This is a genomic window from Parabacteroides sp. 20_3 (assembly GCF_964238835.1).
Taxonomy (GTDB): Bacteria; Bacteroidota; Bacteroidia; order Bacteroidales; family Tannerellaceae; genus Parabacteroides; species Parabacteroides distasonis.
Genome location: NZ_CAXSNO010000012.1, coordinates 67,622 through 89,081 on the forward strand (window position 1 = coordinate 67,622; position 21,460 = coordinate 89,081).

Annotated in this window: 23 protein-coding genes and 3 tRNA genes; 12 read left to right on the forward strand and 14 right to left on the reverse strand. The window is 44.5% G+C overall.

All coding sequences use genetic code 11. The annotated features are described in order from the left end of the window. Positions 1-82: 82 nt before the first annotated feature. From nagB to ACESPU_RS20270, 7 genes are all read right to left on the reverse strand, one after another. Positions 83-895: a glucosamine-6-phosphate deaminase gene (gene nagB, locus ACESPU_RS20240; protein ID WP_005859323.1), complete on the reverse strand. Its 813-nt coding sequence runs from the start codon at positions 893-895 to the stop codon at positions 83-85. Between the two features lie 42 nt (positions 896-937). Next, positions 938-2,149: an FprA family A-type flavoprotein gene (locus ACESPU_RS20245; RefSeq protein WP_005867620.1), complete on the reverse strand. Its 1,212-nt coding sequence runs from the start codon at positions 2,147-2,149 to the stop codon at positions 938-940. A 62-nt stretch (positions 2,150-2,211) separates the two neighbouring features. Continuing rightward, positions 2,212-3,045, reverse strand: coding sequence for a prolipoprotein diacylglyceryl transferase (gene lgt / locus ACESPU_RS20250; RefSeq protein ID WP_005859327.1), 834 nt, complete (start codon positions 3,043-3,045; stop codon positions 2,212-2,214). A gap of 95 nt (positions 3,046-3,140) precedes the next feature. Next, positions 3,141-4,037 carry a diaminopimelate dehydrogenase gene (locus tag ACESPU_RS20255; protein ID WP_005867618.1) on the reverse strand — a complete coding sequence of 299 codons (897 nt, stop codon included), beginning with the start codon at positions 4,035-4,037 and terminating at the stop codon, positions 3,141-3,143. 103 nt (positions 4,038-4,140) lie between these two features. Further along, a complete protein-coding gene (locus ACESPU_RS20260; RefSeq protein ID WP_121961515.1) occupies positions 4,141-5,142 on the reverse strand; it encodes a metallophosphoesterase family protein in 1,002 nt (333 codons plus the stop codon). 32 nt (positions 5,143-5,174) lie between these two features. Next, on the reverse strand, positions 5,175-6,167 hold the full coding sequence (locus ACESPU_RS20265; protein WP_005859333.1) for a sugar phosphate isomerase/epimerase: 993 nt from the start codon (positions 6,165-6,167) through the stop codon (positions 5,175-5,177). 13 nt (positions 6,168-6,180) lie between these two features. Continuing rightward, positions 6,181-7,335, reverse strand: a complete 1,155-nt coding sequence (locus ACESPU_RS20270) for a Gfo/Idh/MocA family protein (protein ID WP_373133627.1) — start codon at positions 7,333-7,335, stop codon at positions 6,181-6,183. Between the two features lie 155 nt (positions 7,336-7,490). On the opposite strand from ACESPU_RS20270, the gene ACESPU_RS20275 reads away from it, so the two are divergent. Further along, positions 7,491-8,450, forward strand: a complete 960-nt coding sequence (locus ACESPU_RS20275) for a hypothetical protein (protein WP_008772762.1) — start codon at positions 7,491-7,493, stop codon at positions 8,448-8,450. Between the two features lie 57 nt (positions 8,451-8,507). Here ACESPU_RS20275 and ACESPU_RS20280 read toward each other — a convergent pair whose 3' ends face one another. Together ACESPU_RS20280 and ACESPU_RS20285 are read right to left on the reverse strand one after the other, a co-directional pair. Continuing rightward, entirely contained in the window at positions 8,508-8,819 is a 312-nt protein-coding gene (locus ACESPU_RS20280) for an STAS domain-containing protein (RefSeq protein ID WP_005859339.1), read from the reverse strand. 11 nt (positions 8,820-8,830) lie between these two features. Further along, positions 8,831-9,244, reverse strand: a complete 414-nt coding sequence (locus ACESPU_RS20285) for an ATP-binding protein (protein ID WP_005859341.1) — start codon at positions 9,242-9,244, stop codon at positions 8,831-8,833. Positions 9,245-9,341: 97 nt separating this feature from the next. Here ACESPU_RS20285 and ACESPU_RS20290 point away from each other — a divergent pair, with 97 nt between their 5' ends. Together ACESPU_RS20290 and ACESPU_RS20295 are read left to right on the forward strand one after the other, a co-directional pair. Beyond that, a complete protein-coding gene (locus ACESPU_RS20290; protein ID WP_008772763.1) occupies positions 9,342-9,743 on the forward strand; it encodes a hypothetical protein in 402 nt (133 codons plus the stop codon). Then, positions 9,744-10,616 carry a DMT family transporter gene (locus ACESPU_RS20295; RefSeq protein WP_048927163.1) on the forward strand — a complete coding sequence of 291 codons (873 nt, stop codon included), beginning with the start codon at positions 9,744-9,746 and terminating at the stop codon, positions 10,614-10,616. It begins immediately after the preceding gene. Positions 10,617-10,626: 10 nt separating this feature from the next. Here the strand turns inward: ACESPU_RS20295 and ACESPU_RS20300 are convergent, their stop codons facing one another. The 4 genes from ACESPU_RS20300 to recO form a co-directional block, all read right to left on the reverse strand. Next, complete coding sequence (locus tag ACESPU_RS20300) at positions 10,627-10,968, reverse strand: DUF86 domain-containing protein (RefSeq protein ID WP_008772765.1); 342 nt, start codon at positions 10,966-10,968, stop codon at positions 10,627-10,629. Then, on the reverse strand, positions 10,952-11,248 hold the full coding sequence (locus ACESPU_RS20305; protein ID WP_005865085.1) for a nucleotidyltransferase family protein: 297 nt from the start codon (positions 11,246-11,248) through the stop codon (positions 10,952-10,954). Before ACESPU_RS20305 ends, ACESPU_RS20300 begins: the two co-directional genes overlap by 17 nt. A gap of 180 nt (positions 11,249-11,428) precedes the next feature. Beyond that, positions 11,429-11,500, reverse strand: a tRNA-Arg gene (locus ACESPU_RS20310). Positions 11,501-11,687: 187 nt separating this feature from the next. Then, the gene (recO, locus tag ACESPU_RS20315) at positions 11,688-12,413 is read right to left on the reverse strand and encodes a DNA repair protein RecO (RefSeq protein WP_048927162.1); all 726 of its coding nucleotides are present in this window, start codon (positions 12,411-12,413) and stop codon (positions 11,688-11,690) included. A gap of 77 nt (positions 12,414-12,490) precedes the next feature. Here recO and ACESPU_RS20320 point away from each other — a divergent pair, with 77 nt between their 5' ends. The 9 genes from ACESPU_RS20320 to ACESPU_RS20360 all read left to right on the forward strand — a co-directional run bounded on the left by ACESPU_RS20320 (position 12,491) and on the right by ACESPU_RS20360 (position 20,740). Next, positions 12,491-12,895: a DUF2721 domain-containing protein gene (locus ACESPU_RS20320; protein ID WP_005859368.1), complete on the forward strand. Its 405-nt coding sequence runs from the start codon at positions 12,491-12,493 to the stop codon at positions 12,893-12,895. Between the two features lie 116 nt (positions 12,896-13,011). Then, positions 13,012-13,083, forward strand: a tRNA-Glu gene (locus tag ACESPU_RS20325). A gap of 41 nt (positions 13,084-13,124) precedes the next feature. Then, positions 13,125-13,379 (forward strand): 30S ribosomal protein S20, encoded by a 255-nt coding sequence (rpsT, locus tag ACESPU_RS20330; protein WP_005859369.1) that lies wholly within the window; start codon positions 13,125-13,127, stop codon positions 13,377-13,379. A gap of 68 nt (positions 13,380-13,447) precedes the next feature. After that, positions 13,448-13,522: transfer RNA gene (locus ACESPU_RS20335), tRNA-Glu, on the forward strand. A gap of 171 nt (positions 13,523-13,693) precedes the next feature. Beyond that, complete coding sequence (gene gyrB, locus ACESPU_RS20340; protein ID WP_048927161.1) at positions 13,694-15,649, forward strand: DNA topoisomerase (ATP-hydrolyzing) subunit B; 1,956 nt, start codon at positions 13,694-13,696, stop codon at positions 15,647-15,649. Next, positions 15,642-17,426, forward strand: a complete 1,785-nt coding sequence (locus tag ACESPU_RS20345) for a gamma-glutamyl-gamma-aminobutyrate hydrolase family protein (protein ID WP_217773192.1) — start codon at positions 15,642-15,644, stop codon at positions 17,424-17,426. The genes gyrB and ACESPU_RS20345 overlap by 8 nt, the downstream gene beginning before the upstream one ends. Positions 17,427-17,448: 22 nt before the next feature. After that, complete coding sequence (locus ACESPU_RS20350; protein WP_373133629.1) at positions 17,449-19,299, forward strand: membrane dipeptidase; 1,851 nt, start codon at positions 17,449-17,451, stop codon at positions 19,297-19,299. Between the two features lie 13 nt (positions 19,300-19,312). Next, positions 19,313-20,302, forward strand: coding sequence for a M28 family peptidase (locus ACESPU_RS20355; protein WP_044545406.1), 990 nt, complete (start codon positions 19,313-19,315; stop codon positions 20,300-20,302). 12 nt (positions 20,303-20,314) lie between these two features. Continuing rightward, positions 20,315-20,740 (forward strand): SufE family protein, encoded by a 426-nt coding sequence (locus ACESPU_RS20360; RefSeq protein ID WP_008772771.1) that lies wholly within the window; start codon positions 20,315-20,317, stop codon positions 20,738-20,740. 116 nt (positions 20,741-20,856) lie between these two features. Here the strand turns inward: ACESPU_RS20360 and ACESPU_RS20365 are convergent, their stop codons facing one another. Continuing rightward, positions 20,857-21,456, reverse strand: coding sequence for a ribonuclease HII (locus tag ACESPU_RS20365; RefSeq protein WP_373133631.1), 600 nt, complete (start codon positions 21,454-21,456; stop codon positions 20,857-20,859). Between the last annotated feature and the right edge of the window lie 4 nt (positions 21,457-21,460).

The following is a 21,460-nucleotide window of genomic DNA, read 5'->3' on the forward strand; positions in this document are numbered from 1 at the left end:
AATGCCCATCGTAAACTCCTTACAATGGGCATTCTTAACTCCTTACGATGGGCATTCAAAGAAAGCCCTATCTGAGATTCGTTTATTTCAGCAGTGAGCAAGGACAAAGATGATCCTTCTCGATATCCTTGAAATAGTTATAAGTACCTACCTTAAGATCCGCGCAAGCCGCCTCATCGCAAACGATGATTCCTTTCGGATGCAACTGCAAGGCGGTAATTGTCCACATTTGGTTCACGGCACCCTCAACAGCTTGTTGCAACGCACGAGCCTTGTTATGACCATTTACCATGATCAATACCTCCTTAGCGTCAAGAACCGTACCTACACCAACCGTTACAGAAGTCTTTGGAACTTTATTCACGTCATTATCAAAGAAACGGGAGTTAGCGATAATCGTATCCGTAGTTAACGTCTTGATACGAGTACGAGAACTCAAAGATGAACCCGGCTCATTGAACGCAATATGGCCATCAGGACCGATACCACCCAAGAACAGGTCTACGCCACCGACCGCTTTCATGCGAGCCTCATAAGACGCACACTCAGCCTCCAAATCCTCGGCGTTACCATTCAAGATATTTACGTTCTCCGGTTTGATATCGATATGACTGAAGAAATTATTCCACATGAAAGAATGATAGCTTTCCGGATGATCTTTCGGAAGACCGACATATTCATCCATATTGAAAGTGATCACATTCTGGAACGATACAACTCCCTGCTTGTTCAATTCAATCAAGTTCTTGTACATACCCAGCGGAGAAGATCCGGTAGGCAAGCCCAGTACGAATGGTTTTTCAGCGGTTGGATTCGCGGCTTTGATCTTCGCTGCTACATAATTGGCAGCCCATTTTGAGAGTTGCTCGTAATTAGGTTCGATAATTAGTCTCATAACGTTATGTTTTTTAATTGAAAGTTGTATCAACTTTCTTGTTTATAAATTAGATTTGTCGTTAATTGTTTTCAATTTCCCAGCCATTTCCTTGCCCAAAGCTAAACACTCCTCGTATTTAGTAGCGCTTAAACCTTGCTTCTGCTCAACCGGCGTACCGACAGTCTCCCACTTCATCTTCTCGCCAAAAGCCGCCAAACGTTTCACGGCGGCTCCAGCCCATGTGAAAGACCCGAAATAACCGAAAATACGATTTTTCACCTCACGCAACTCGATCTTACTCAACACAGCTTCCACCTCTGGGAACAATTGATTGCTATAAGTCGGGCTACCTACGATAACTCCCTTATATTTGAACACATCTTTCAAGATATAAGAAGAAGGGCTTTTGCTAACATTATGCATCACAATATTCTTGATGCCATTATCAGCCAAAGAAGCGGCGATCGCCTCTGCCATCTGCTCCGTGTTACCATACATGCTGCCATAAATAATAACCACGCCTTCCTCACCTTCGTAGCGGCTCATACGGTCATAGATATCGATCGCTTTCGACGCGTATTCACGCCAAACAGGTCCATGGGTAGAGCAAATCGTCTGGATATCCAAGCCCGAAAGCTTCTGTAATGCCCTTTGTACTGGACTTCCATATTTTCCGACAATGTTGGAGTAATAGCGAATCATCTCTTCCCAATAATGCTCCACGTTCATCTCCGTATCGATCACACCACCATCCAATGTGCCATACGTACCGAACGCATCCGCAGAGAATACGATTTTATCCGTAACGTCATAAGTAACCATCACTTCCGGCCAATGAACCATCGGAGCCATATAAAATACAAGCTCATGACGACCCGTATTCAAAGTATCACCCTCTTTCACCTCAAACAAGCCTTCCTTGATGCCATGATATCCTTCCAGCATTCCGAAAGTCTTATTGTTTCCGACAATCTGTACGTCCGGATATTGCTGACGCAACAAACGGATACTTCCCGCATGATCCGGCTCCATATGATTTACCACGAGATAATCCAAAGAACGTCCGTCCAAGGCATCCGCTACTTTTTTCAAGAAAATATCAGAGTAACAAACATCGACCGTATCTATCAATACGGTTTTCTCGTCTACGATCAAGTACGAGTTATAGGAAACGCCGTATGGCAACGGCCACATATTCTCGAAGAGGGCCTTTTGACGGTCATTAACTCCTACATAATAAACTTTATCCGCAATTTCTTTTAACTTGTACATCTTTTTTAATTGATAATTGATAATTGAAAATTGATAATCACGAAGCGTGTGCTCTCTAATCTTCAATTTTCAATCTTTAATTTTCCATTTCTTAGTGCTCTCCAGACAAACCAGCACCCTGCCAAAACAAACGGGATACTTAGCCATTGCCCCATATTCAACATCATTCCAGCCTCGAAAGGCTCTTGGTCATTTTTCACGAATTCGATGAAGAAACGAGACCCGAATACGCATATCATAAATACGCCGAAGATAAGTCCTTGCTTTTTCCATGCCTCTTTCTTGAAATATAGCCACATACAGATAGCGAACGTCACCAGATAACAAGCGGCCTCATACAATTGCGTCGGATGGCTCGGAGCTGTAAAAATAGGCTCCGCCCCCATTCTCCATGCGTGTAAATTATCGATAAAACGAAATCCCCAAGGCAAATCAGTGGAATGACCGTAAATCTCATGATTCATCAGGTTTCCCAGACGAATCATAGCAGCAACCAATCCTGTCGGAACCACTAACTTATCAAAAGCCCATAACATACTTTTATGGCTTACTCGCTTAGAGTAGAAATAAATGGCGATAATTATACCTAACGTACCACCATGGCTAGCCAATCCTCCCTCCCAAATCTTGAAAATCTCAATCGGGTTGGCTAAATAATATTCCGGCGCATAAAACAAACAATGCCCCAAACGGGCACCAATCACCGTACCGAGCATCGTATAAATCAAAAGGGAATCGATCCATGCGGGCGGCAGTCCCTCTTTTTTCCACATCCGCTCTACAATCATATAGCCAATAGCGAAACCGATCGCAAAAGCCAATCCATACCAACGAATCTCCCGGGAACCGATGGTAAAGATAGCAGGATCGGCAGTCCATGTAATAAAATCAAGCATAATTATTTCAGTTGGCAATTGACAATTGACAGTCGACAATCGCAAGTCAGGATTTCCCGAACTGTCAATTGCCAGCTGTCAACCATCAACTTATATTAAACGAGTCTTCTAATTAAGTTCTCTCTCTCGCCGTACAGCATATCGATTATCGGCAATTCGATCATCGTATACGCACCCGGTTGTTGCTTCAAGCTCGCACGGGCGACAGAAACTAAGATCTGAGCAGTCAAGGCAGGGTTATTGATCTTCATATCGAATTCGATCAACTGGTTCTGAGTCTTACCCGATACACCTTTACGAACCAAGTTCACACCATGTCCCATATCCAACAGGTTATCAACACATTCAACCTGCATTACATGAGTCTCATCATGAGCGAAATAATCATCCGCCTTGATAGCGGCAGACACTTGCTTGAAATCGTATCCGTCTTCCACCTCGATATAAACCATACGACGGTGCACGCCCGTTCCCAAAGGAATCGTCATACTTAAAGCCGCTTTCACGCCTTCGATAGCCTTCACGGCAACCGTATGCCCCATACTCATACCCGGACCGAAGTTCGTATAAGTAATACCTTTCGGCACCATCGCTTCTAACAAAGCACGTACCACAGAGTCGCTTCCCGGATCCCAACCAGCAGAAATTACAGCTACCGTATTATGAGCCTTCGCTACAGCGTCCAAAGAACGACGTAAATCCACGATACCTCCGTGGATATCGAAACTATCGACCGTATTGATGCCTAAAGCCAGAATCTCTTTCGCATGCTCTTCCACGCTGCGTGTAGGAGTAGCCAAAACCGCTACGTCAACCTTATCTAACTTGGTGATGCTATCAGTAACCGTGTATGCCTTCAACTCGTCCGGAATATCATTCGGATTACGACGAATAATACCTGCTACCTCAAAATCCGGGGCAGCTTCAAGGGCCTCTAACACATATTTCCCGATGTTGCCATAACCTACGATGGCGGCTCTAATTTTCTTCATACTCTAGTTTTTACTTTTCAACCAACCGCAAAGTTAGATATAATTTAGAGCTTTAACAATAAGGAATACAGTTTTTATATCATTTTCAGAATGATATAGATCCTCACTCTTTCACGAACGAATCCGGATAGGTAGTAAGTTGCTCTACACCGGCTTTCGTACGAATCCAAGTCTTGAAGGTACGGGCTCCCTCGTTCAATTCGATTATACGAGCTCCGTTAGGCAAATGTATGTATTCCGTCGGACCTCCGGTAAAACGACCGTAAGCCAATAGAACATCATACCAGCAAACCGCATAATCGTCATCATGATCATGGCCGACAAATACCCCCATCACGTCCCCGTTTTCTTTAATCGCCGTAAATAAACCGGAATTCAACGCCGGAGCGCATGCCTTTTCTCTACGTATGCCATATAGTTGGGCATTCTCATCGGAAGCCGCTTGATTAAACTCCGGCAACGCAATATGGAAGAAAGCCAAAGAAGGAACCGGCTCTCCCCCGTTATTCCGGGTAAACTCTGCGCTTTTCTTACAATACCAATCGATCTGGTCACGCTTAATATAATCGTATCCTTTTACCCCCTTGATAGTTGAATAGGTATTCGAATCGATGCAATACAAGACGAAAGCATCCTTCTTCCCGTCGGAGGAACGTACGGTCAAGGCGTAATTACCCACGCCTGAGATTTCGGGAACCTCATCCGCCGTTAAACTATACGGTAGGCTTTCGGCTACTTTCAGCAACTCCTCTTTTGTCGCCCCCTGCTCATTATCATGATTTCCGAAAACAATGGAGAATGGTATTTTACGGTCGGAGACTGTCTTCAATACATTCCGCATATTTTCCAACGCAGGCTTGCTATAGATAATATCTCCCGTAAAAATCACCAAGTCCGGTTTCTCGTCATCCAACACTTGGTTCATACGCTCAAAAGCGATGTCCGAACGAGGGTCTTGCCATTTCACATGCAAGTCCGTAAACTGTACAATCTTAAACTTCTTATCCGGATTAAACTTCAACCCCGGTTTTTGGGCAAATCCCAAAGAACTCAAGCCGGCGGCCAATAACAAGGCCCCGGCAAACATCCACTTTCTCACACTCATCAAATCTCGTGTTTTTTGTAATTAATAATTATTTATTCCTTTCCGAAACAAGCGTCGAACGCATGGGCGGAAGGTTGGAAATCCACTCTCTTCACCAATTCGCAAGATTCCCGTGCCCCATGTTCCCGATCCATAGCGCTATCTTCCCATTCCACGGAAAGCGGACCTTGATAGCCAATTGAATTCAAAGCACGGATAATCTCCTCAAAATTAATCTTTCCTCGTCCTAAGCTACGGAAATTCCAATATCGACGGGGATCGCCGAAAGTAACATGACCGCCGAATATACCCACCTGCTTAGGGGTATCACTCCAATATACGTCCTTCATATGCACATGGAAGATACGCTCCGGAAACTGATAGATGAAATCCACATAGTCCACCCCTTGATATCCTAGATGACTCGGATCATAGTTAAAACCGAAAGCAGGATGGTTATTTACCGCCTCCAATGCCCTGCGTGCGGAAAAAGTATCGAACGCGATCTCTGTAGGATGTACCTCCAACGCAAAACGTACACCCAGTTTCTGAAACTCATCCAAGATGGGCGTAAAGCGACGGGCGAAATCATCATACCCCTTTTGTATCATAGCGTCCGTTACCGGAGGGAAAGAATACAAATAATGCCAAATAGAACTACCCGTAAAACCTACAACCGTATCGACTCCCAACATCTTTGCCGCATGGGCGGTCCGGATCATCTCCTCGGTAGCCCGTTGGTGAACCCCTTCCGGATCGCCATCTCCCCAAATGTAATCCGGCAAGATTGCCTTATGACGCTCATCGATATTATCGCAAACAGCTTGTCCAACCAGATGGGTAGAGATCGCATAAAGCCGTAAGTCATATTTCTTTAACAGATCCTTGATTCCTTGATAATAAGCCGTATCCGTACGTCGGACATCCACATGATCGGGAAGTCCCAATTCCACACCGTCGTATCCGAATTCTTTCGCTTTTTGACAAACTGTTTCCAGTGATAAATCTCCCCACTGGAGGGTATACAATGTTACAGGACGTGCCATAATAGTATTATTTTTAGTCGATTATTTTTATCCATTTATTCTCTGTCGATCCGGTAGCTACAATCGTCTCGATAAACCGCATGCCACGGACACCGTCTTCGGCGGAAGGGAAATCCAAGGTCTCAAGAGCCGGTTCCTCACCAGCCAGAATCGATTGCAAAGCCAAGGCGAAATTCCGATACAAATTAGCGAATGCCTCTATATAGCCTTCCGGATGCCCGCCCGGTGTACGGGAATTATGAGCGGCGATACCCGACATATATCCATTGGAAGTACGGACGATCTCCGCTGGACGATCCGGCCAACGCATAACCATCGTATTCGGTTCTTCTTGACGCCATTCCAACCCACCTTTCTCTCCATACACACGAATATTCAAGCCATTCTCTACACCTACGGCGATCTGGCTAGCGGTCAGCACCCCTTTCGCACCTCCCTCATAACGGATCAATGCCGCCCCATCGTCATCCAAAAGACGATCCGGCACGAAGGTATTCAATTCACCGCATAATTCCACGGCCTTCAGCCCTGTTATATATTCCGCCAGATTAAACGCATGCGTCCCGATATCCCCCATGCAACCGGCCTTGCCCGACCGACCGGGATCCACCCGCCAAGCCGCCTGCTTATTAACATCAGTGCAGTCATTATATAGCCAGCCTTGAGGATATTCCACATAAATACGGCGTATCTTACCTAAATCCCCCCTGCGTACCCTTTCCCGAGCCTCCTTCACCATCGGGTAAGCGGTATAGGTATGAGTCAGCATAAACAATTTTCCGGTTTCCTTCACTTTGTCACGTAATTGTTTCGCCTCATCCAAGGTATATGTCATCGGTTTATCCAGCACGACATGAAAACCATGTTCCAACGCCATCATGGCCGGACCGAAATGCACATGATTCGGGGTAACAATAGACACAAAATCCATCCGTTCGCCTTCAGGCAGGGTGGCCTCTTTCTCTATCATTTCCTGATAAGATGCGTAAATACGATTATCCGGTAAAAATAAAGATTGTCCGGTAGCCAATGAATTCTCCGGGCGAGAACTGAAGCATCCACAGACCAACTCGATCTGTCCGTCTAAATTAGCGGCGATACGATGAACGGCCCCGATAAACGAGCCTTGTCCTCCACCGACCATTCCCATTCTAATTTTTCGTTTCATGGTATTATTCCGTTTTATTAAACTAAGGTAATTACATTGTTGATTCACAAAGCTATGAAAAATAACCCTGCATACGCCAATTTAACAGCTTAATATTTTTTAATTCACAAAATATATCGTTCCTTTGCGTCAAACATTTACCAAAAATATCAACTATGAAGAAAAATGAATTAGTGGCTATCGCCTGTCTGCTTTGTTTTTGTTGTTGTAATGGAACGGAAAAGGAAGTACCTAACCCCGACCTACAAGAGGAATTATCCCCCATACAGTTTACGATCGATTTACAAAAGGAAGTATTACCCTTCCCCGTAACCAAGAGTATTCCCGAGCTGAATATCCCTGAGCCTATTCCCCAAAATCCCGATGCCGAGGAAGATCCTTCTACACCGGATATCGATCCGGATAATTTATACAACCGGATCGATTATATCGTATACCAAAGCGGAAAACCGGACATTCTGGTAAAACATAAGCAATTCACGCCTCAAGATCCGGATTTCACGATCATTTATGATTCACTGCCCTCCGGCAACTATCATATTTGTTTCCTAGCCCACTCAGACAAGAATATCTCCGTGTCCGGACAAACCGCACTATTCAGTAAAGTATCAGATACGTTTCATCTTTTTCTCACCCAAGAAGTACAAGCGGGAGAAAGAATCATTAAAGATATCACCTTACAAAGAATCGTCGGCAAAATAGAGTTCATATCCGCCGATGCCGTACCTAAAGCCCTAAAAAGCTTCACGATAAATGTCTCCAATTATCAAAACAAGATTGACTTAACCACCGGGAATGGCATTTCTCAAAACACGCCTTATACACAAACCGACACTTTTAACGACTCGGATATCGGGAAAACAAATTTCTCCCATTCCTTCTTCACGTTTATCCCGGCTCCGGAATTCATGCTCAAAGCACACCTCTCGGCCAAAAATCAGATAAATGAAGTAACCCGGGAAAGAGAGGTTAATGACATCCTGCCTCTCAAAAATCACATTATTCGTTATACTGGGATTCTCTACACCCCGAAGGAATCAGACGATACCTTCACCCTTGATATATTAAACGGTGGCAAATGGGATAGCCCCATCGACAAAGATCTAAAAGATTAATACAAAGCCGGTGTGCCAAATTTGACACACCGGCTACCTTTTTCCTAACCTTCACACTTATTTTGCGTCTTCTATCTTGAAGAGAGCGTTAAATCCCGTCAAACTAAAGGTCTCACGAACCACATTCCGCATACCGATCAAACGTAAAGACCCTTTCTTGGCAGTCGTCATTTTTTGTAATATTAAAAACAATCGGAGGCCCGCACTACTCACATATTCCAAATCAGAACAATCGACACATACTTTTACTCCCGGATTCTCCCATACCGGCAAAACCTTTTCCTCGCATTCGCGAGCCGTATTCGTATCCAATCTTCCTTTGATCTTAATTACAGTCTCTTCACCTTTTTGGTCAATAACTACTTCCATATCTTTATATTTTATTCGGTTATTTTTTTCTTCATGATAAAGACATTCCGCTCATCTACTCTCTGATAAGAGACCTCATCCATAATCTTCTTGATCAAGAAAATACCCAACCCTCCGATTGGACGGTCTTCGGCAGATAAAGTAATATCAGGGTCTTTTCTTAAAGTCGGATCGAAAGCAATCCCATGATCTATCAAAGTCACGATCAATTCCCCACCTTCCCTGACCAACGAAATGTCTACGGCATCCTCAACATCTCCCTTATACGCATAAAAAATTATATTTGAGACAGCTTCTTCCATCACCAGATTCAGGCTCATCATGAAAGCGGTGCTTAATCCCAATTCTTCTCCAGCTTCCTCCAAGAACTGATTCATCATGGAAAGCTCATGAATATCGTTCTTAATGCGTAATGTTTTTTGCATATATCTGAAAATTTTGCGCTAAAGATATAAAAAAAAGAAATATCCTTTCCTTAAATTTGTATCTTTACCTCCGAATAGTATTTAAAGGTATAGAGTTATGGCTAAAAGATATTTAATAAACATATTCTTATTGATCGCCGTCTTATGCGGGTTCAGTAGTTGCGAGGAGGATCCGTATTATGATCCGTATGAGGAAATCACCTATGATTTATGTAATTATGTATGGACTGATTGGTTTGTCGTAGACGGTTTAGATTGTGAGCAGCAACTTACATTTAATCCGGATGGGAAAGGATGGGATACAAGAATTTATCATTACCCAAGCGGACGCATAGATCGAGAGGAAATTCCATTCTACTGGGACTGGGACAATTACTATACCGATATACTTTATATGGACTATGAAGACGGCCAGACGGTCTTGAAGGACATATGGATAAGCGGCCGAACTTTTGAATGTCAATACAATGGCGAATGGGTGACGTTTAAAGCCTATTAAATGATACTCACCTCTGTTGCGATCATATTAAGGGTATTATCGAATCCGCTTGGTAATGTTTTCCAAAAGCAATTAACCAATCGGTATAACCACCCTTTATTAATCAACTTCTTGACATTCCTACTATTGAGCGTATTCTGTATCATCCCGGCGATCCAAGTTCGCTGGCTTGAGTTGCCTTTCGAATTCTGGAAATATTGTATTCTAGCCGGAATCGTGGGAGCTACCGGGAATGGATTCTTAGTAAAAGCTTTACAATGCGGGGATCTATCGGTACTGGGCCCCATCAATTCCTACAAATCCGTAGTAGGTATTATTGTCGGTATCTTCTTATTAGGGGAGATCCCGAACCTATGGGGTATCGCAGGAATGTCACTGATCGTATATGGGAGCTATTATGTTTTGGATACGATGGATGAGCATTTTTCCTTGGCTCTTTTAAAACGGAAAGAGATTCAATACCGGATATGGGCTATGGTCCTTACAGCTATCGAGGCGGTCTTTATCAAGAAAATCATCTTATATTCATCCACCACCATCTCGTTCATTGTTTGGTGTTGGTTTGGCGCGATTTTCTCTTTCGCTCTTTTATTCGCTTTCAAGGTCCATCTTGTCAAAGAATTCAAGCGAATCAAAATACGGGATATTTCCTCCTACTTTTATTTGGTCCTTTGTATCGGCACCATGCAATACACCACCAATTACGTATTCGATCATATGGAGGTAGGTTATGCGTTAGCCTTGTTCCAACTCTCTACGATCGTAAGTATCTTCTTAGGATACCGTATATTCAAAGAGGAAAATATAACGAAGAAATTGATTGGCTCCGTTATCATGGTAGCGGGATCGGTCATGATCATCTTATTAAAATAATACATTGAGCTTATTTACAGATCAACCGTTCTATCTTATCCTTAAGCGGAAATAGATCTGTTTGAATGGTTCCCCACACTATCTCATCCCGAATCTGATAATACCCATGCACTAACACATGGCGCATGCCTATGACCTCATTCCATGCGATCTCTTGATGTTCCTCCCGAAATTCCTTTGTAATCAAATAAGCCGCCTCCCCTATAATCTCCAAATTCTTGATGACCGCAAAACGCAATATCTTGTTCCTGGAATACTCCTCAAAAGTCACATCTGTCGTGAACTCAATGACATTATTTATCGCCTCCAGCATATGCCGTAGACGTGTATTGTCTTTAGGCTTCTCTCTCATATACCAATATTTTATCCCGATCTACAGAAGAAACGGCAAAATCCTTCAATTGTCCTTCCTCCACCAAATCAACCTTACGATGCAACAATTGGCTTAGAGCTTCCACCATACCCGCATACTTGAATAATGTAATACGAGCGTGGGAGTCAAAACGAACCAGAATATCAATATCGCTATCCTTCGTCTCCTCTCCACGTGAACAGGAACCAAACACCCATGCTTTCTCTATTGGTTGCAAAGAGAAAAAGCCTCTTAGCTTATTAATTATCTGTTGTTTCATCTTTTAGTGATTACCTTGCGCAAATATAAACAATATTCTCACCACAAGAAACAACCTGCAGTAAGAAAACGCTTATTTTATTTACTCTCTCTTTATACAAGAGACAAAAAAACGTTTAACAATAAGGAGATCAACTTACTTGTTTTGACCAAGTTTGATAAAAAAGAGAGGAAATAAAAGTAGTCTCGCCGGGAATCGAACCCGGATCTAAAGTTTAGGAAACTTCTATTCTATCCGTTGAACTACAAGACCAACTCTTTTGAGATTGCAAAAGTATAATCTTTTCCTCAAATAGGCAACCGTTATCGGATGTTTTTCCCGCCTATCCGGAAGCTTCTCATTATTTCCGAAAAAACATGTACGTGTTTCCGGAAAAACATGTACGTCTTTTTCAAGAAACACGTACGTGTTTTCAAGAGCTAATATAACATCAAATAGATCAATCAAATAAGCTTTGCATCACCGATAACGATTTGATTTCCGGAAAATCCGGGAGATGTAGACGGTAATACTCAAGAATACGATGAATAATACGGACCCGCTCTTGCCGGGAAAAACCATAAAGCGACATATTCTCAAAACTGATACGCAGCAAACGGGAAAAGAAAGCGCTCTCCACCTTATTTAAATAATGCCGATGCATCGGGATATGATCCGTAAACACCCCATTCAACATATCGAAATAATATCCCACCCTATGCGATTCCATATTCGGGAAAATACCGAGATGGTGGAGAAGACCTAACAAGAAAACCATATGAAAATTAGCGATACCCTTATCCGCATACTCCAATAGATGTATGGACTCGTATAAATAATCAAATAAACGGGGATCCGACTCCGTATCTTTCACGACCCTAAAAAGAACCTCCGAGAGGAAAAGCGCCAATACATTCTTAACCGGATCACAACAAACATCATTCAGCGGAAAACAAATGCGGGTCTCCTTAATCCGGTGCAAGTCCCGCTTATTCAAGTGCTCCACCTCCATTTCCAGAACGGACAAAGGTATAAACAAAGCCTTCGATACCGTGCTTTTCTTCCCACGGCTACGACTAACCAGATACGAGGCCCGGCCAAACGCCTCCGTATACATATATATAATAGAATATTTATCATTGTAAGGGATCGTATGCAAGACAATCCCCCTCGTTTTACACAACATAATTCGTATCTTTGCGACGATGATTAAGAACAAAGATACTCAAATTAACGTTATACATATAATTAAAGTATAGAATTATGTTGGACTTAACGACCCCTTCTTTATTATTTTCCGCCATATCATTGATATTGTTGGCCTATACGAATCGCTTCCTTTCATACGCCAGCGTAGTGCGTGCCTTGAAAGAAAAGCATCAGCAAACCCATGACCCCAAGGATATCGCCCAGATAGCGAACCTGCGGAAAAGGCTCTATCTGACCCGTTCCATGCAAATATTAGGAATACTCAGTTTGCTGCTCTGCGTGATCGCTATGTTCTTCATTTATGTATCGTGGCAGGTTTTCGCCGCATGGATATTTGGCATAGCCTTATTGCTATTAGCGGCGTCGTTATGTGTATGTATCTGGGAAATAAATATTTCCGTTAAAGCCTTGGAAATTCATCTGGAAGATATAAGTTCTAAAGAGAAGTTAAAACAGTGAGTAGTATTAAATTTTCCTTCGAAATGTTTTGCCAGTTCAGAGAGATCGTCTATCTTTGCACTCGCAATCGGGAAAACACTTTCTTAGAACGCTATAAGTGAGAGCTTTGACATTTTGGCCCATTCGTCTATCGGCTAGGACGCAAGATTTTCATTCTTGAAAGAGGGGTTCGATTCCCCTATGGGCTACAATAAACAGGATTAAAAAACAATAAAGAGAAGATCTAGAAATGGCAAATCATAAGTCATCAATCAAGAGAATCAGACAGACAAACGCAAGACGTTTGCGTAACAGATATTACGCAAAGACAGCTAGAAACGCTATGAAAGTTTTGCGCGCTACTGAAGACAAGAATGAGGCACAGGCTTTGTTCCCTAAGGTATGCTCTATGTTGGATAAGCTTGCAAAAAAGAACGTTATCCACAAGAACAAGGCCGGCAATCTGAAATCTAAGTTGGCTAAGCACGTTAACGCGCTAGCATAAGCAGAAGGTAATTACTTTTACAAGTATAAAGCCGGACTCTCAATAAGCCCGGCTTTTTTAAACCTGATGGCCCATTCGTCTATCGGCTAGGACGCAAGATTTTCATTCTTGAAAGAGGGGTTCGATTCCCCTATGGGCTACCAACCAAAAGGAGAGAGATAAGTTCATGGCTTATCTCTCTCCTTTTTTATTATACCCGTCCTTTTTTCGCTATTTTCACATCCCCCACTTCGCTATCTCGATAAAAATCACTACATTTGTTAGATTTTTTTTGAGGACATAGATAATTACAGATTTTAAAGAAAGATAAACTCATGAGTGAAGAAATTAAGAATACTTCTACAGAGTACTCCGCAGATAGTATTCAAGTACTTGAAGGGTTAGAGGCAGTACGAAAAAGGCCATCCATGTATATTGGCGATACCAGCGAGAAAGGTCTCCATCACTTAGTGTATGAGGTCGTAGATAACTCCATAGACGAAGCGCTAGCCGGATATTGTACATACATCGACGTGGTAATCAATGAGGACAACTCGATCACGGTTACCGACGACGGCCGTGGTATCCCCGTGGATATTCATGAGAAAGAAGGTAAATCAGCCTTGGAGGTAGTACTGACAGTGCTGCACGCCGGCGGTAAGTTCGACAAGGGAACCTATAAAGTATCCGGTGGTTTGCACGGTGTGGGTGTATCTTGTGTGAACGCACTCTCTACCTATCTGAAAGCGGAAGTTCGCAGGAACGGCAAAGTACATATGCAAGAGTTCTCTTGCGGAAAGCCGTTGCACGACGTACAAGTTATCGATAATACGGATAAAACAGGTACTACGATCTCTTTCAAGCCGGACGGTTCTATCTTTACGGTCACGGAATACAAGTATGATATATTGGCTACCCGTTTGCGCGAATTAGCGTTCTTGAACGCTGGTATTACGCTACGTCTGACAGATAAGCGAGTTCAGAAAGAAGACGGTTCTTTCAAGTCCGAGGTATTCCATTCGGATGAGGGATTGAAAGAATTTGTCCGCTATATCGACCGTTCTAAAGAGAAACTGATTCCAGACGTAATCCATATCGTTACCGAGAAGCAGGGTATCCCTGTCGAGGTGGCGTTAACTTATAATACTTCTTACAACGAGAGCGTATTCTCTTACGTAAATGATATTAACACGATAGAAGGTGGTACACACTTAGCCGGTTTCCGCCGTGGCCTGACCCGTACGTTGAAAAAGTACGCCGAGGATTCTAAATTATTGGAGAAAGCCAAGGTGGAGATTCAAGGAGATGACTTCCGTGAAGGTTTGACCGCCGTTATCTCTATCAAGGTAGCCGAGCCTCAGTTTGAGGGACAGACAAAGACGAAGCTGGGTAATAGCGAGGTTACCGGTGCCGTGGATATGGCGATCGGCGAGGCGTTAGGCTATTATTTGGAAGAACATCCGAAAGAGGCGAAAATAATCGTCGACAAGGTGATCTTGGCCGCTCAAGCCCGCCATGCCGCTCGTAAGGCTCGCGAATTGGTACAACGCAAATCTCCGCTGACAGGAGGTGGGCTTCCCGGTAAATTGGCGGACTGTTCCTCTAAAGACGCAGCGATCTGCGAATTGTTCCTTGTCGAGGGAGACTCCGCAGGGGGTACGGCTAAGCAAGGACGCGACCGTAACTTCCAAGCGATCCTACCATTGCGCGGTAAGATCTTGAACGTGGAGAAAGCGATGGATCATAAGATCTTCGAAAGCGAGGAAATCCAGAACATCTATCGCGCGATGGGCGTAACCGTCGGTACGGAGGATGACCCGAAAGCGTTGAACATGGAGAAGCTGCGTTACCACAAGGTGATTATCATGACCGATGCCGATGTGGACGGTAGCCACATCGCCACATTGATCTTGACCTTCTTCTTCCGCCGTATGCGTTCCTTGATCGAGAACGGGTATGTGTATCTGGCAACTCCTCCCCTCTATTTGTGTAAGAAAGGTAAGGTTGAGGAATATTGCTGGACCGAGCAACAACGTCAGCAGTTCATCTTAAAATATGGAGGAGGCAACGAGAACTCGATCCATACACAACGATACAAAGGTTTGGGAGAAATGAACGACCATCAATTGTGGGATACGACCATGAACCCGGAAAACCGTACGTTAAAGCAGATCACGATCGACAACGCAGCCGAGGCTGACCAAATCTTCGCCATGTTGATGGGTGAAGACGTAGGCCCTCGCCGCGAGTTTATCGAGGAAAACGCTACATATGCTAACATAGATGCTTAAAATCATGAAAGTCCGTCGTCCGAATCTAGAGGCCCTATACAAAGAAGTTGATAATTATATACCGGCTAAAGAAAGCCTTCAACCTCCCCGAATAGGAATATCCGCTAACCGGAGAGACGGACTTTCCTGTATAGCCGAGACCTACGTGCAAGCCGTGCTGGATGCGGGGGGAGCCCCGGTACTTATCCCGGTGATCACGGATCTGAAAGCATTGACCGTACTGGTTTCCGAACTAGACGGATTGGTTATGAGCGGGGGTGGAGACATCAATCCGCTCTATTTGCATGAGGAGCCTATCCCGCAATTGCAAGACGTAGATACGCTACGTGACGAATACGATTTGATCTTGCTTCGCTTGGCCGCTAATCGACAAATTCCGATCATGGGTATTTGCCGAGGGCATCAGATCATGAATGTAGCGTTCGGAGGAAGTGTCTATCAAGACATCCATTCACAAGCCAATCATGCTCTATTGAAACATAGCCAGACATTGGCGCGGGAATATCCGTCGCATACGGTAACACTCGAACCGGGAATGAACCGCCTACGTACTATTTTCAATGGAGAAAAACAAATCCTTGTCAACTCTTTCCACCATCAAGCGGTAAAAGAGGTCGCCCCCGGATTTAGAGCGACAGCGACCGCCCCGGATGGAATCAATGAGGCTATGGAACATACGGAGAAAACGATATTCGGTGTACAATGGCATCCGGAGGCCATGGCTCCGCAAGGGGATGAGGCCATGAAAGCCCTATTCGCTTACCATATCGAGAATGCCCGCCGTTTCGCGAAAGCCAAAGCGATCCATCAACAGATCGTGACGATCGATTCCCATACAGATACCCCAATGATCTTTCCCGGTGAATTTAATATCGGGGAGAAAGAAGGAGGGAAAGTGAATCTTCCTTTTATGGAAGAAGGACGTATCGACGCGACCTTTATGGTCGCCTATATCCCGCAAGGTAAACGAGATGAGGCATCTTTACAGGCGGCGACAGCGTATGCGATAGAACGGCTGAATCAAGTAAAACGCCAGCAAACCTTACATCCGGACCGGATGGCTATAGCGACTACCCCCCAAGAGATCCGAACAATCAAAGCGCAAGGGAAAAAAGCGATCTGCCTCGGCATCGAGAACGGGTACGCTTTAGGGAAGCAGATCGAAAACCTACGGATGTTCAAGGATATGGGAGTTTCTTATATCACCTTATGCCATAATGGGGATAACGATATTTGTGATTCCGCTAGAGGAAAACAGGAATGGAAAGGACTAAGTCCTTTCGGTAAGGAAGTGGTAAAAAAGATGAACCGATTAGGAATCATGGTTGATATCTCGCATGCGGCGGAAAGTACCTTTTATCAGGTACTGGAAGTGAGCGAGACGCCAATCATAGCCTCCCACTCTTCCGCACGTGCGCTTTGCGATCATCCTCGTAACTTAACAGATGATCAGCTGAAAGCACTGGCTGCTCAAGGGGGTGTCGCCCAAATCTGCCTATACAAAGGATTCATCAATAAGGAAGAGGACAAAGCTTCTTTAAGCGACGCTATCCGCCATATCAATCATATCGTGGATTTAATCGGTATCGATCATGTAGGAATCGGCTCGGATTTTGACGGAGACGGGGAACTGATCGGTTGCTCGGCTACCAACGAGTTGATTAACATTACCGTCCGACTTTTAGAAGAAGGATATACGGAAGAAGATATACGGAAAATATGGGGTGGAAACTTGCTAAGGGTTATGACCGCTATACAAGATTTCCCAAACAAATAGCAAACGAAAACAACTACATATTATGAAAAAGATCTTATACACAGCAATATGCGCCTGTAGTATCTTATGTGGAGCACAGGCACAGACACCCGGATCGGAGGTACCCAACTTAAAAAAGCTATATGAGTTGACAGACTCTTGCGATGTAAACGTGCGGGCACGATTCTCCCCATTGATCGGGATTTCCGCTAGTATCTCCAATGGTGCTTCCCGGGTGGGGGCCACCTATATCCAATCCATCGTAAAGGCAGGGGGAACTCCGGTTATCATCCCGGCTGTTACTGACGGTAAGGTACTCAGAAATATCGTATCGAATTTAGACGGGCTAGTTCTTATAGGAGGAGCGGATGTAAACCCTCTATGGTATGAGGAGGAGCCTCGGGAAAAGCTGGAGGAAGTCGATCCGGTACGCGATTTGTATGAGTTGAAACTAATCAAGATGGCTACCGACCAAAATATTCCCGTCTTAGGCATATGCCGGGGATTGCAACTGTTGAATGTAGCGTTTGGCGGTACGCTTTACCAAGACATCCCCTCACAACGTGGCGATCATTCTGTCAAGCATAGGCAAGATTTACCCAGTTCGTATGGCTCACACCGTGTCTTTGTTGACGCAAACTCACAGCTAGCCACTATTCTAGGGAAAGATACCTTAGCCGTAAACTCTCTTCATCATCAAGCGATCAAGGAGTTGGCGCCTATCTTCAAGGCTACCGCTTATGCGCCCGACAGTATTATCGAGGCTATCGACGCTTATCCGAACCGATCCATCATGGGAGTTCAATGGCATCCAGAAGCATTGACTTACGGAGGCGACACTACGATGTTAAAGATATTCCACCATCTGATAGGAAAGGCCGAGACTTTCCACCAAGCCAAAGAGATGCACAAGCATTTCCTTTCCGTAGATACACATACCGATACTCCTTTCTGGTTTAAACGTGCCGGATTCAGCATCGCCGACCGGGAACGTAACCGGGTAAACATCCCTAAGATGCAAGAAGGGAAACTAGACGGGGTGTTCCTTGCGGCCTTCATCGGACAAGGTAAACGTGATGAGGCCTCTTTACAAGAAGCCGTACAAAAAGTAACAGGCTTGATCGAAGGTATTCGCAAGCAAGCTGAATTGAATAAGGATTTATGTGGCATCGCCGTTACGAACCAAGACTTCATCCGCTTGAAGAATGAAGGGAAAAAAGCGTTCTTTATCGGTATAGAGAATGGATACGGCATTGGTAAGGATCTGGCGAATATCGCTAAGTTCAAGGCGATGGGTGTCAATTATATCACGCTCTGCCACTCCTACGATAACGATATTTGCGACTCATCCACCCATACCAAGAAAGAATGGGACGGTTTAAGTCCGTTTGGCGAAGAGGTCGTGAAAGAGATGAATCGCCAAGGTATCATGGTGGATATGTCTCATGCCTCTGAGAAGGCATTTTGGGATGTTATCAAATTGTCCAAGGCCCCGATCATCTGCTCGCATTCCTCATCCATGGCGATGTGCAAGCACGACCGTAACCTGACCGACGAACAACTAAAGGCCCTTGCCCAAAATGGAGGCGTAGCGCAAGTTTGCTTGCTCGACCGCTATATCAATGAGGATTATAAAAACGCGAGCCTTACCGACGCAATCGAACATATCGATCATATGGTGAAAGTCGCCGGTATCGATCATGTAGGTATCGGCTCTGATTTTGATGGCGGTGGCGGAATTATCGGTTGCGAAAGTGACAACGATTTCATACAGATCACTGTTAAATTAATAGAGAAAGGATATACAGAGGAAGATATCGCCAAGATATGGGGTGGAAACTTGATGCGTATATTAGACGAGGTTCAAGCGACTGCCTCCGTAAAAACATTATAAACAAAACAGATTTATGATCAGATTATTTTTTGCGTTATTGAGTTTTGCTCTTTTATCATGTGGAGCCAAAGGAACCAAAGAGACAGGTAATATGCCGGAGATCAAAAAACAACCGATCGCCTCAGCTGTTCCCGATTTCAACGCAGACAGCGCTTACGCCTATGTAGCGAACCAAGTCGCTTTTGGTCCCCGTGTACCTAACACGGCGGCTCATAAAGCATGCGGGGATTACTTAGCATCTGAATTGAAGCGCTTTGGCGCCAAAGTCTACCAACAGGAAGCGATACTGACCGCCTACGACGGAACGAAGCTGGAAGCGAGAAACATCATAGGCTCGTTTGATCCGGAGAATAGTAAACGTATTTTACTATTCGCGCATTGGGACAGCCGTCCCTATTCGGACCACGATCCCGATCCTTCCAAGCACCGAACTCCATTGGACGGGGCGGACGATGGCGGTAGTGGTGTAGGTGCCTTATTGGAAATCGCCCGCCAAATCGGACAAAAAGTCCCGGGTATCGGTATCGATATTATTTTCTTCGATGCGGAGGATTATGGTACGCCGGAATTCGTAACCGATTATACACCGGATAGCTGGTGCCTAGGTACCCAGTTCTGGGCAAAAAATCCGCATGTCCCCAATTATACGGCGGAATACGGAATCTTATTGGATATGGTGGGCGGCAAGAACGCCACGTTTTTCAAGGAGCAACAATCCTTACGTGCGGCAGCCCCGATCGTCGAGATGGTATGGAGCGCGGCCCGCGATCTGGGATATGGCAAATATTTCATTAACGCCACCGGCGGAGCGCTCATAGACGATCACCAATATGTGATTAGCGGACGTAATATCCCGAGTATCGACATCATTAACTACGACCCTGAGTCTAAAACAGGTTTCGCCAGTTATTGGCATACTCAAAAAGATAATATGGAGAATATAGACCGTGAGACTCTAAAAGCTGCCGGTCAAACCGTACTGGAAGTAATATACAATCGATAAAATACTGATAAAATGACAATCAATGAACTTCAAGACAATGTAATCGAAGAATTCTCAGTCTTCGACGATTGGATGGACAAATATGCGTTATTAATAGATCTGGGAAATTCACTTCCCCCGCTTGATGAGAAATATAAAACGGAAAGTAACTTGATCGAGGGTTGCCAAAGCCGGGTTTGGTTCCAAGCGGATTATGTGGATGGAAAGATTATTTTCCAAGGAGAAAGCGATGCCGTGATCGTAAAAGGTATCGTATCCCTTTTGATCAATATCCTATCCGGCCATACCCCGCAGGAGATACTGGATGCCGATCTTTACTTTATCGACAAGGTAGGATTAAAAGAGCATTTATCCCCTACTCGTTCCAACGGGTTGGTAGCGATGGTGAAGCAAATGCGCCTATACGCGATGGCTTACCGGGCAAAGGAACAACAATAAAAACAGGTATTTTACACGTATATAGGCACGGGCCGATACGTATATACGTGTAAGCCTACACCGATATAGGCATAGCCTCATACGTATATACGCATAAGGTTATGCCTATATACGTATTAAAAACCTAGTGTAAGCTGCTCCGGTAAGAGCGTAAAAGTCTTGCGATGATAGGGCGTGATCCCACAGGTACGAATCGCTTCCCTGTGGGCCTTGGTAGGATAGCCTTTATTGTCCAGCCAATGATAAGCGGGGTATTCCAAGGCCAATTCATTCATATAATCATCCCGATAGGTTTTAGCCAATATAGAGGCGGCGGCGATACTCAGGTATTTGCCATCGCCTTTTACTACAGTCGTATGCGGAATATCGGGATAGGGGGTAAAACGGTTTCCATCGATCAATAAATGTTCCGGCTGTACTTTCAGCTGCTCGATCGCACGATGCATGGCCAAGAAAGAGGCTTTCAAAATATTAATCTTATCGATCTCTTCCGGGCTAACGATACCTACCGCCCAAGCGATCGCCTCCCGCTCGATGACGGGACGAAGCTTATACCGTTTCTTCTCGCTTAATTGCTTGCTATCGTTTAAATCCTGATTCTTGAAATCTTCCGGAAGAATCACGGCGGAGGCGAATACCGCACCCGCCAAGCAACCTCTTCCCGCCTCATCACACCCGGCCTCTATACGCCCGGTTTCCATATAAGGTAATAACATATCC

Coding starts and splice junctions, on each gene's coding strand:
- nagB (WP_005859323.1), bottom strand. CDS start 895: ATGAGACTAATTATCGAACCTAATTACGAGCAACTCTCAAAATGGGCT.
- ACESPU_RS20245 (WP_005867620.1), bottom strand. CDS start 2,149: ATGTACAAGTTAAAAGAAATTGCGGATAAAGTTTATTATGTAGGAGTT.
- lgt (WP_005859327.1), bottom strand. CDS start 3,045: ATGCTTGATTTTATTACATGGACTGCCGATCCTGCTATCTTTACCATC.
- ACESPU_RS20255 (WP_005867618.1), bottom strand. CDS start 4,037: ATGAAGAAAATTAGAGCCGCCATCGTAGGTTATGGCAACATCGGGAAA.
- ACESPU_RS20260 (WP_121961515.1), bottom strand. CDS start 5,142: ATGAGTGTGAGAAAGTGGATGTTTGCCGGGGCCTTGTTATTGGCCGCC.
- ACESPU_RS20265 (WP_005859333.1), bottom strand. CDS start 6,167: ATGGCACGTCCTGTAACATTGTATACCCTCCAGTGGGGAGATTTATCA.
- ACESPU_RS20270 (WP_373133627.1), bottom strand. CDS start 7,335: ATGAAACGAAAAATTAGAATGGGAATGGTCGGTGGAGGACAAGGCTCG.
- ACESPU_RS20275 (WP_008772762.1), top strand. CDS start 7,491: ATGAAGAAAAATGAATTAGTGGCTATCGCCTGTCTGCTTTGTTTTTGT.
- ACESPU_RS20280 (WP_005859339.1), bottom strand. CDS start 8,819: ATGGAAGTAGTTATTGACCAAAAAGGTGAAGAGACTGTAATTAAGATC.
- ACESPU_RS20285 (WP_005859341.1), bottom strand. CDS start 9,244: ATGCAAAAAACATTACGCATTAAGAACGATATTCATGAGCTTTCCATG.
- ACESPU_RS20290 (WP_008772763.1), top strand. CDS start 9,342: ATGGCTAAAAGATATTTAATAAACATATTCTTATTGATCGCCGTCTTA.
- ACESPU_RS20295 (WP_048927163.1), top strand. CDS start 9,744: ATGATACTCACCTCTGTTGCGATCATATTAAGGGTATTATCGAATCCG.
- ACESPU_RS20300 (WP_008772765.1), bottom strand. CDS start 10,968: ATGAGAGAGAAGCCTAAAGACAATACACGTCTACGGCATATGCTGGAG.
- ACESPU_RS20305 (WP_005865085.1), bottom strand. CDS start 11,248: ATGAAACAACAGATAATTAATAAGCTAAGAGGCTTTTTCTCTTTGCAA.
- recO (WP_048927162.1), bottom strand. CDS start 12,413: ATGTTGTGTAAAACGAGGGGGATTGTCTTGCATACGATCCCTTACAAT.
- ACESPU_RS20320 (WP_005859368.1), top strand. CDS start 12,491: ATGTTGGACTTAACGACCCCTTCTTTATTATTTTCCGCCATATCATTG.
- rpsT (WP_005859369.1), top strand. CDS start 13,125: ATGGCAAATCATAAGTCATCAATCAAGAGAATCAGACAGACAAACGCA.
- gyrB (WP_048927161.1), top strand. CDS start 13,694: ATGAGTGAAGAAATTAAGAATACTTCTACAGAGTACTCCGCAGATAGT.
- ACESPU_RS20345 (WP_217773192.1), top strand. CDS start 15,642: ATGCTTAAAATCATGAAAGTCCGTCGTCCGAATCTAGAGGCCCTATAC.
- ACESPU_RS20350 (WP_373133629.1), top strand. CDS start 17,449: ATGAAAAAGATCTTATACACAGCAATATGCGCCTGTAGTATCTTATGT.
- ACESPU_RS20355 (WP_044545406.1), top strand. CDS start 19,313: ATGATCAGATTATTTTTTGCGTTATTGAGTTTTGCTCTTTTATCATGT.
- ACESPU_RS20360 (WP_008772771.1), top strand. CDS start 20,315: ATGACAATCAATGAACTTCAAGACAATGTAATCGAAGAATTCTCAGTC.
- ACESPU_RS20365 (WP_373133631.1), bottom strand. CDS start 21,456: ATGTTATTACCTTATATGGAAACCGGGCGTATAGAGGCCGGGTGTGAT.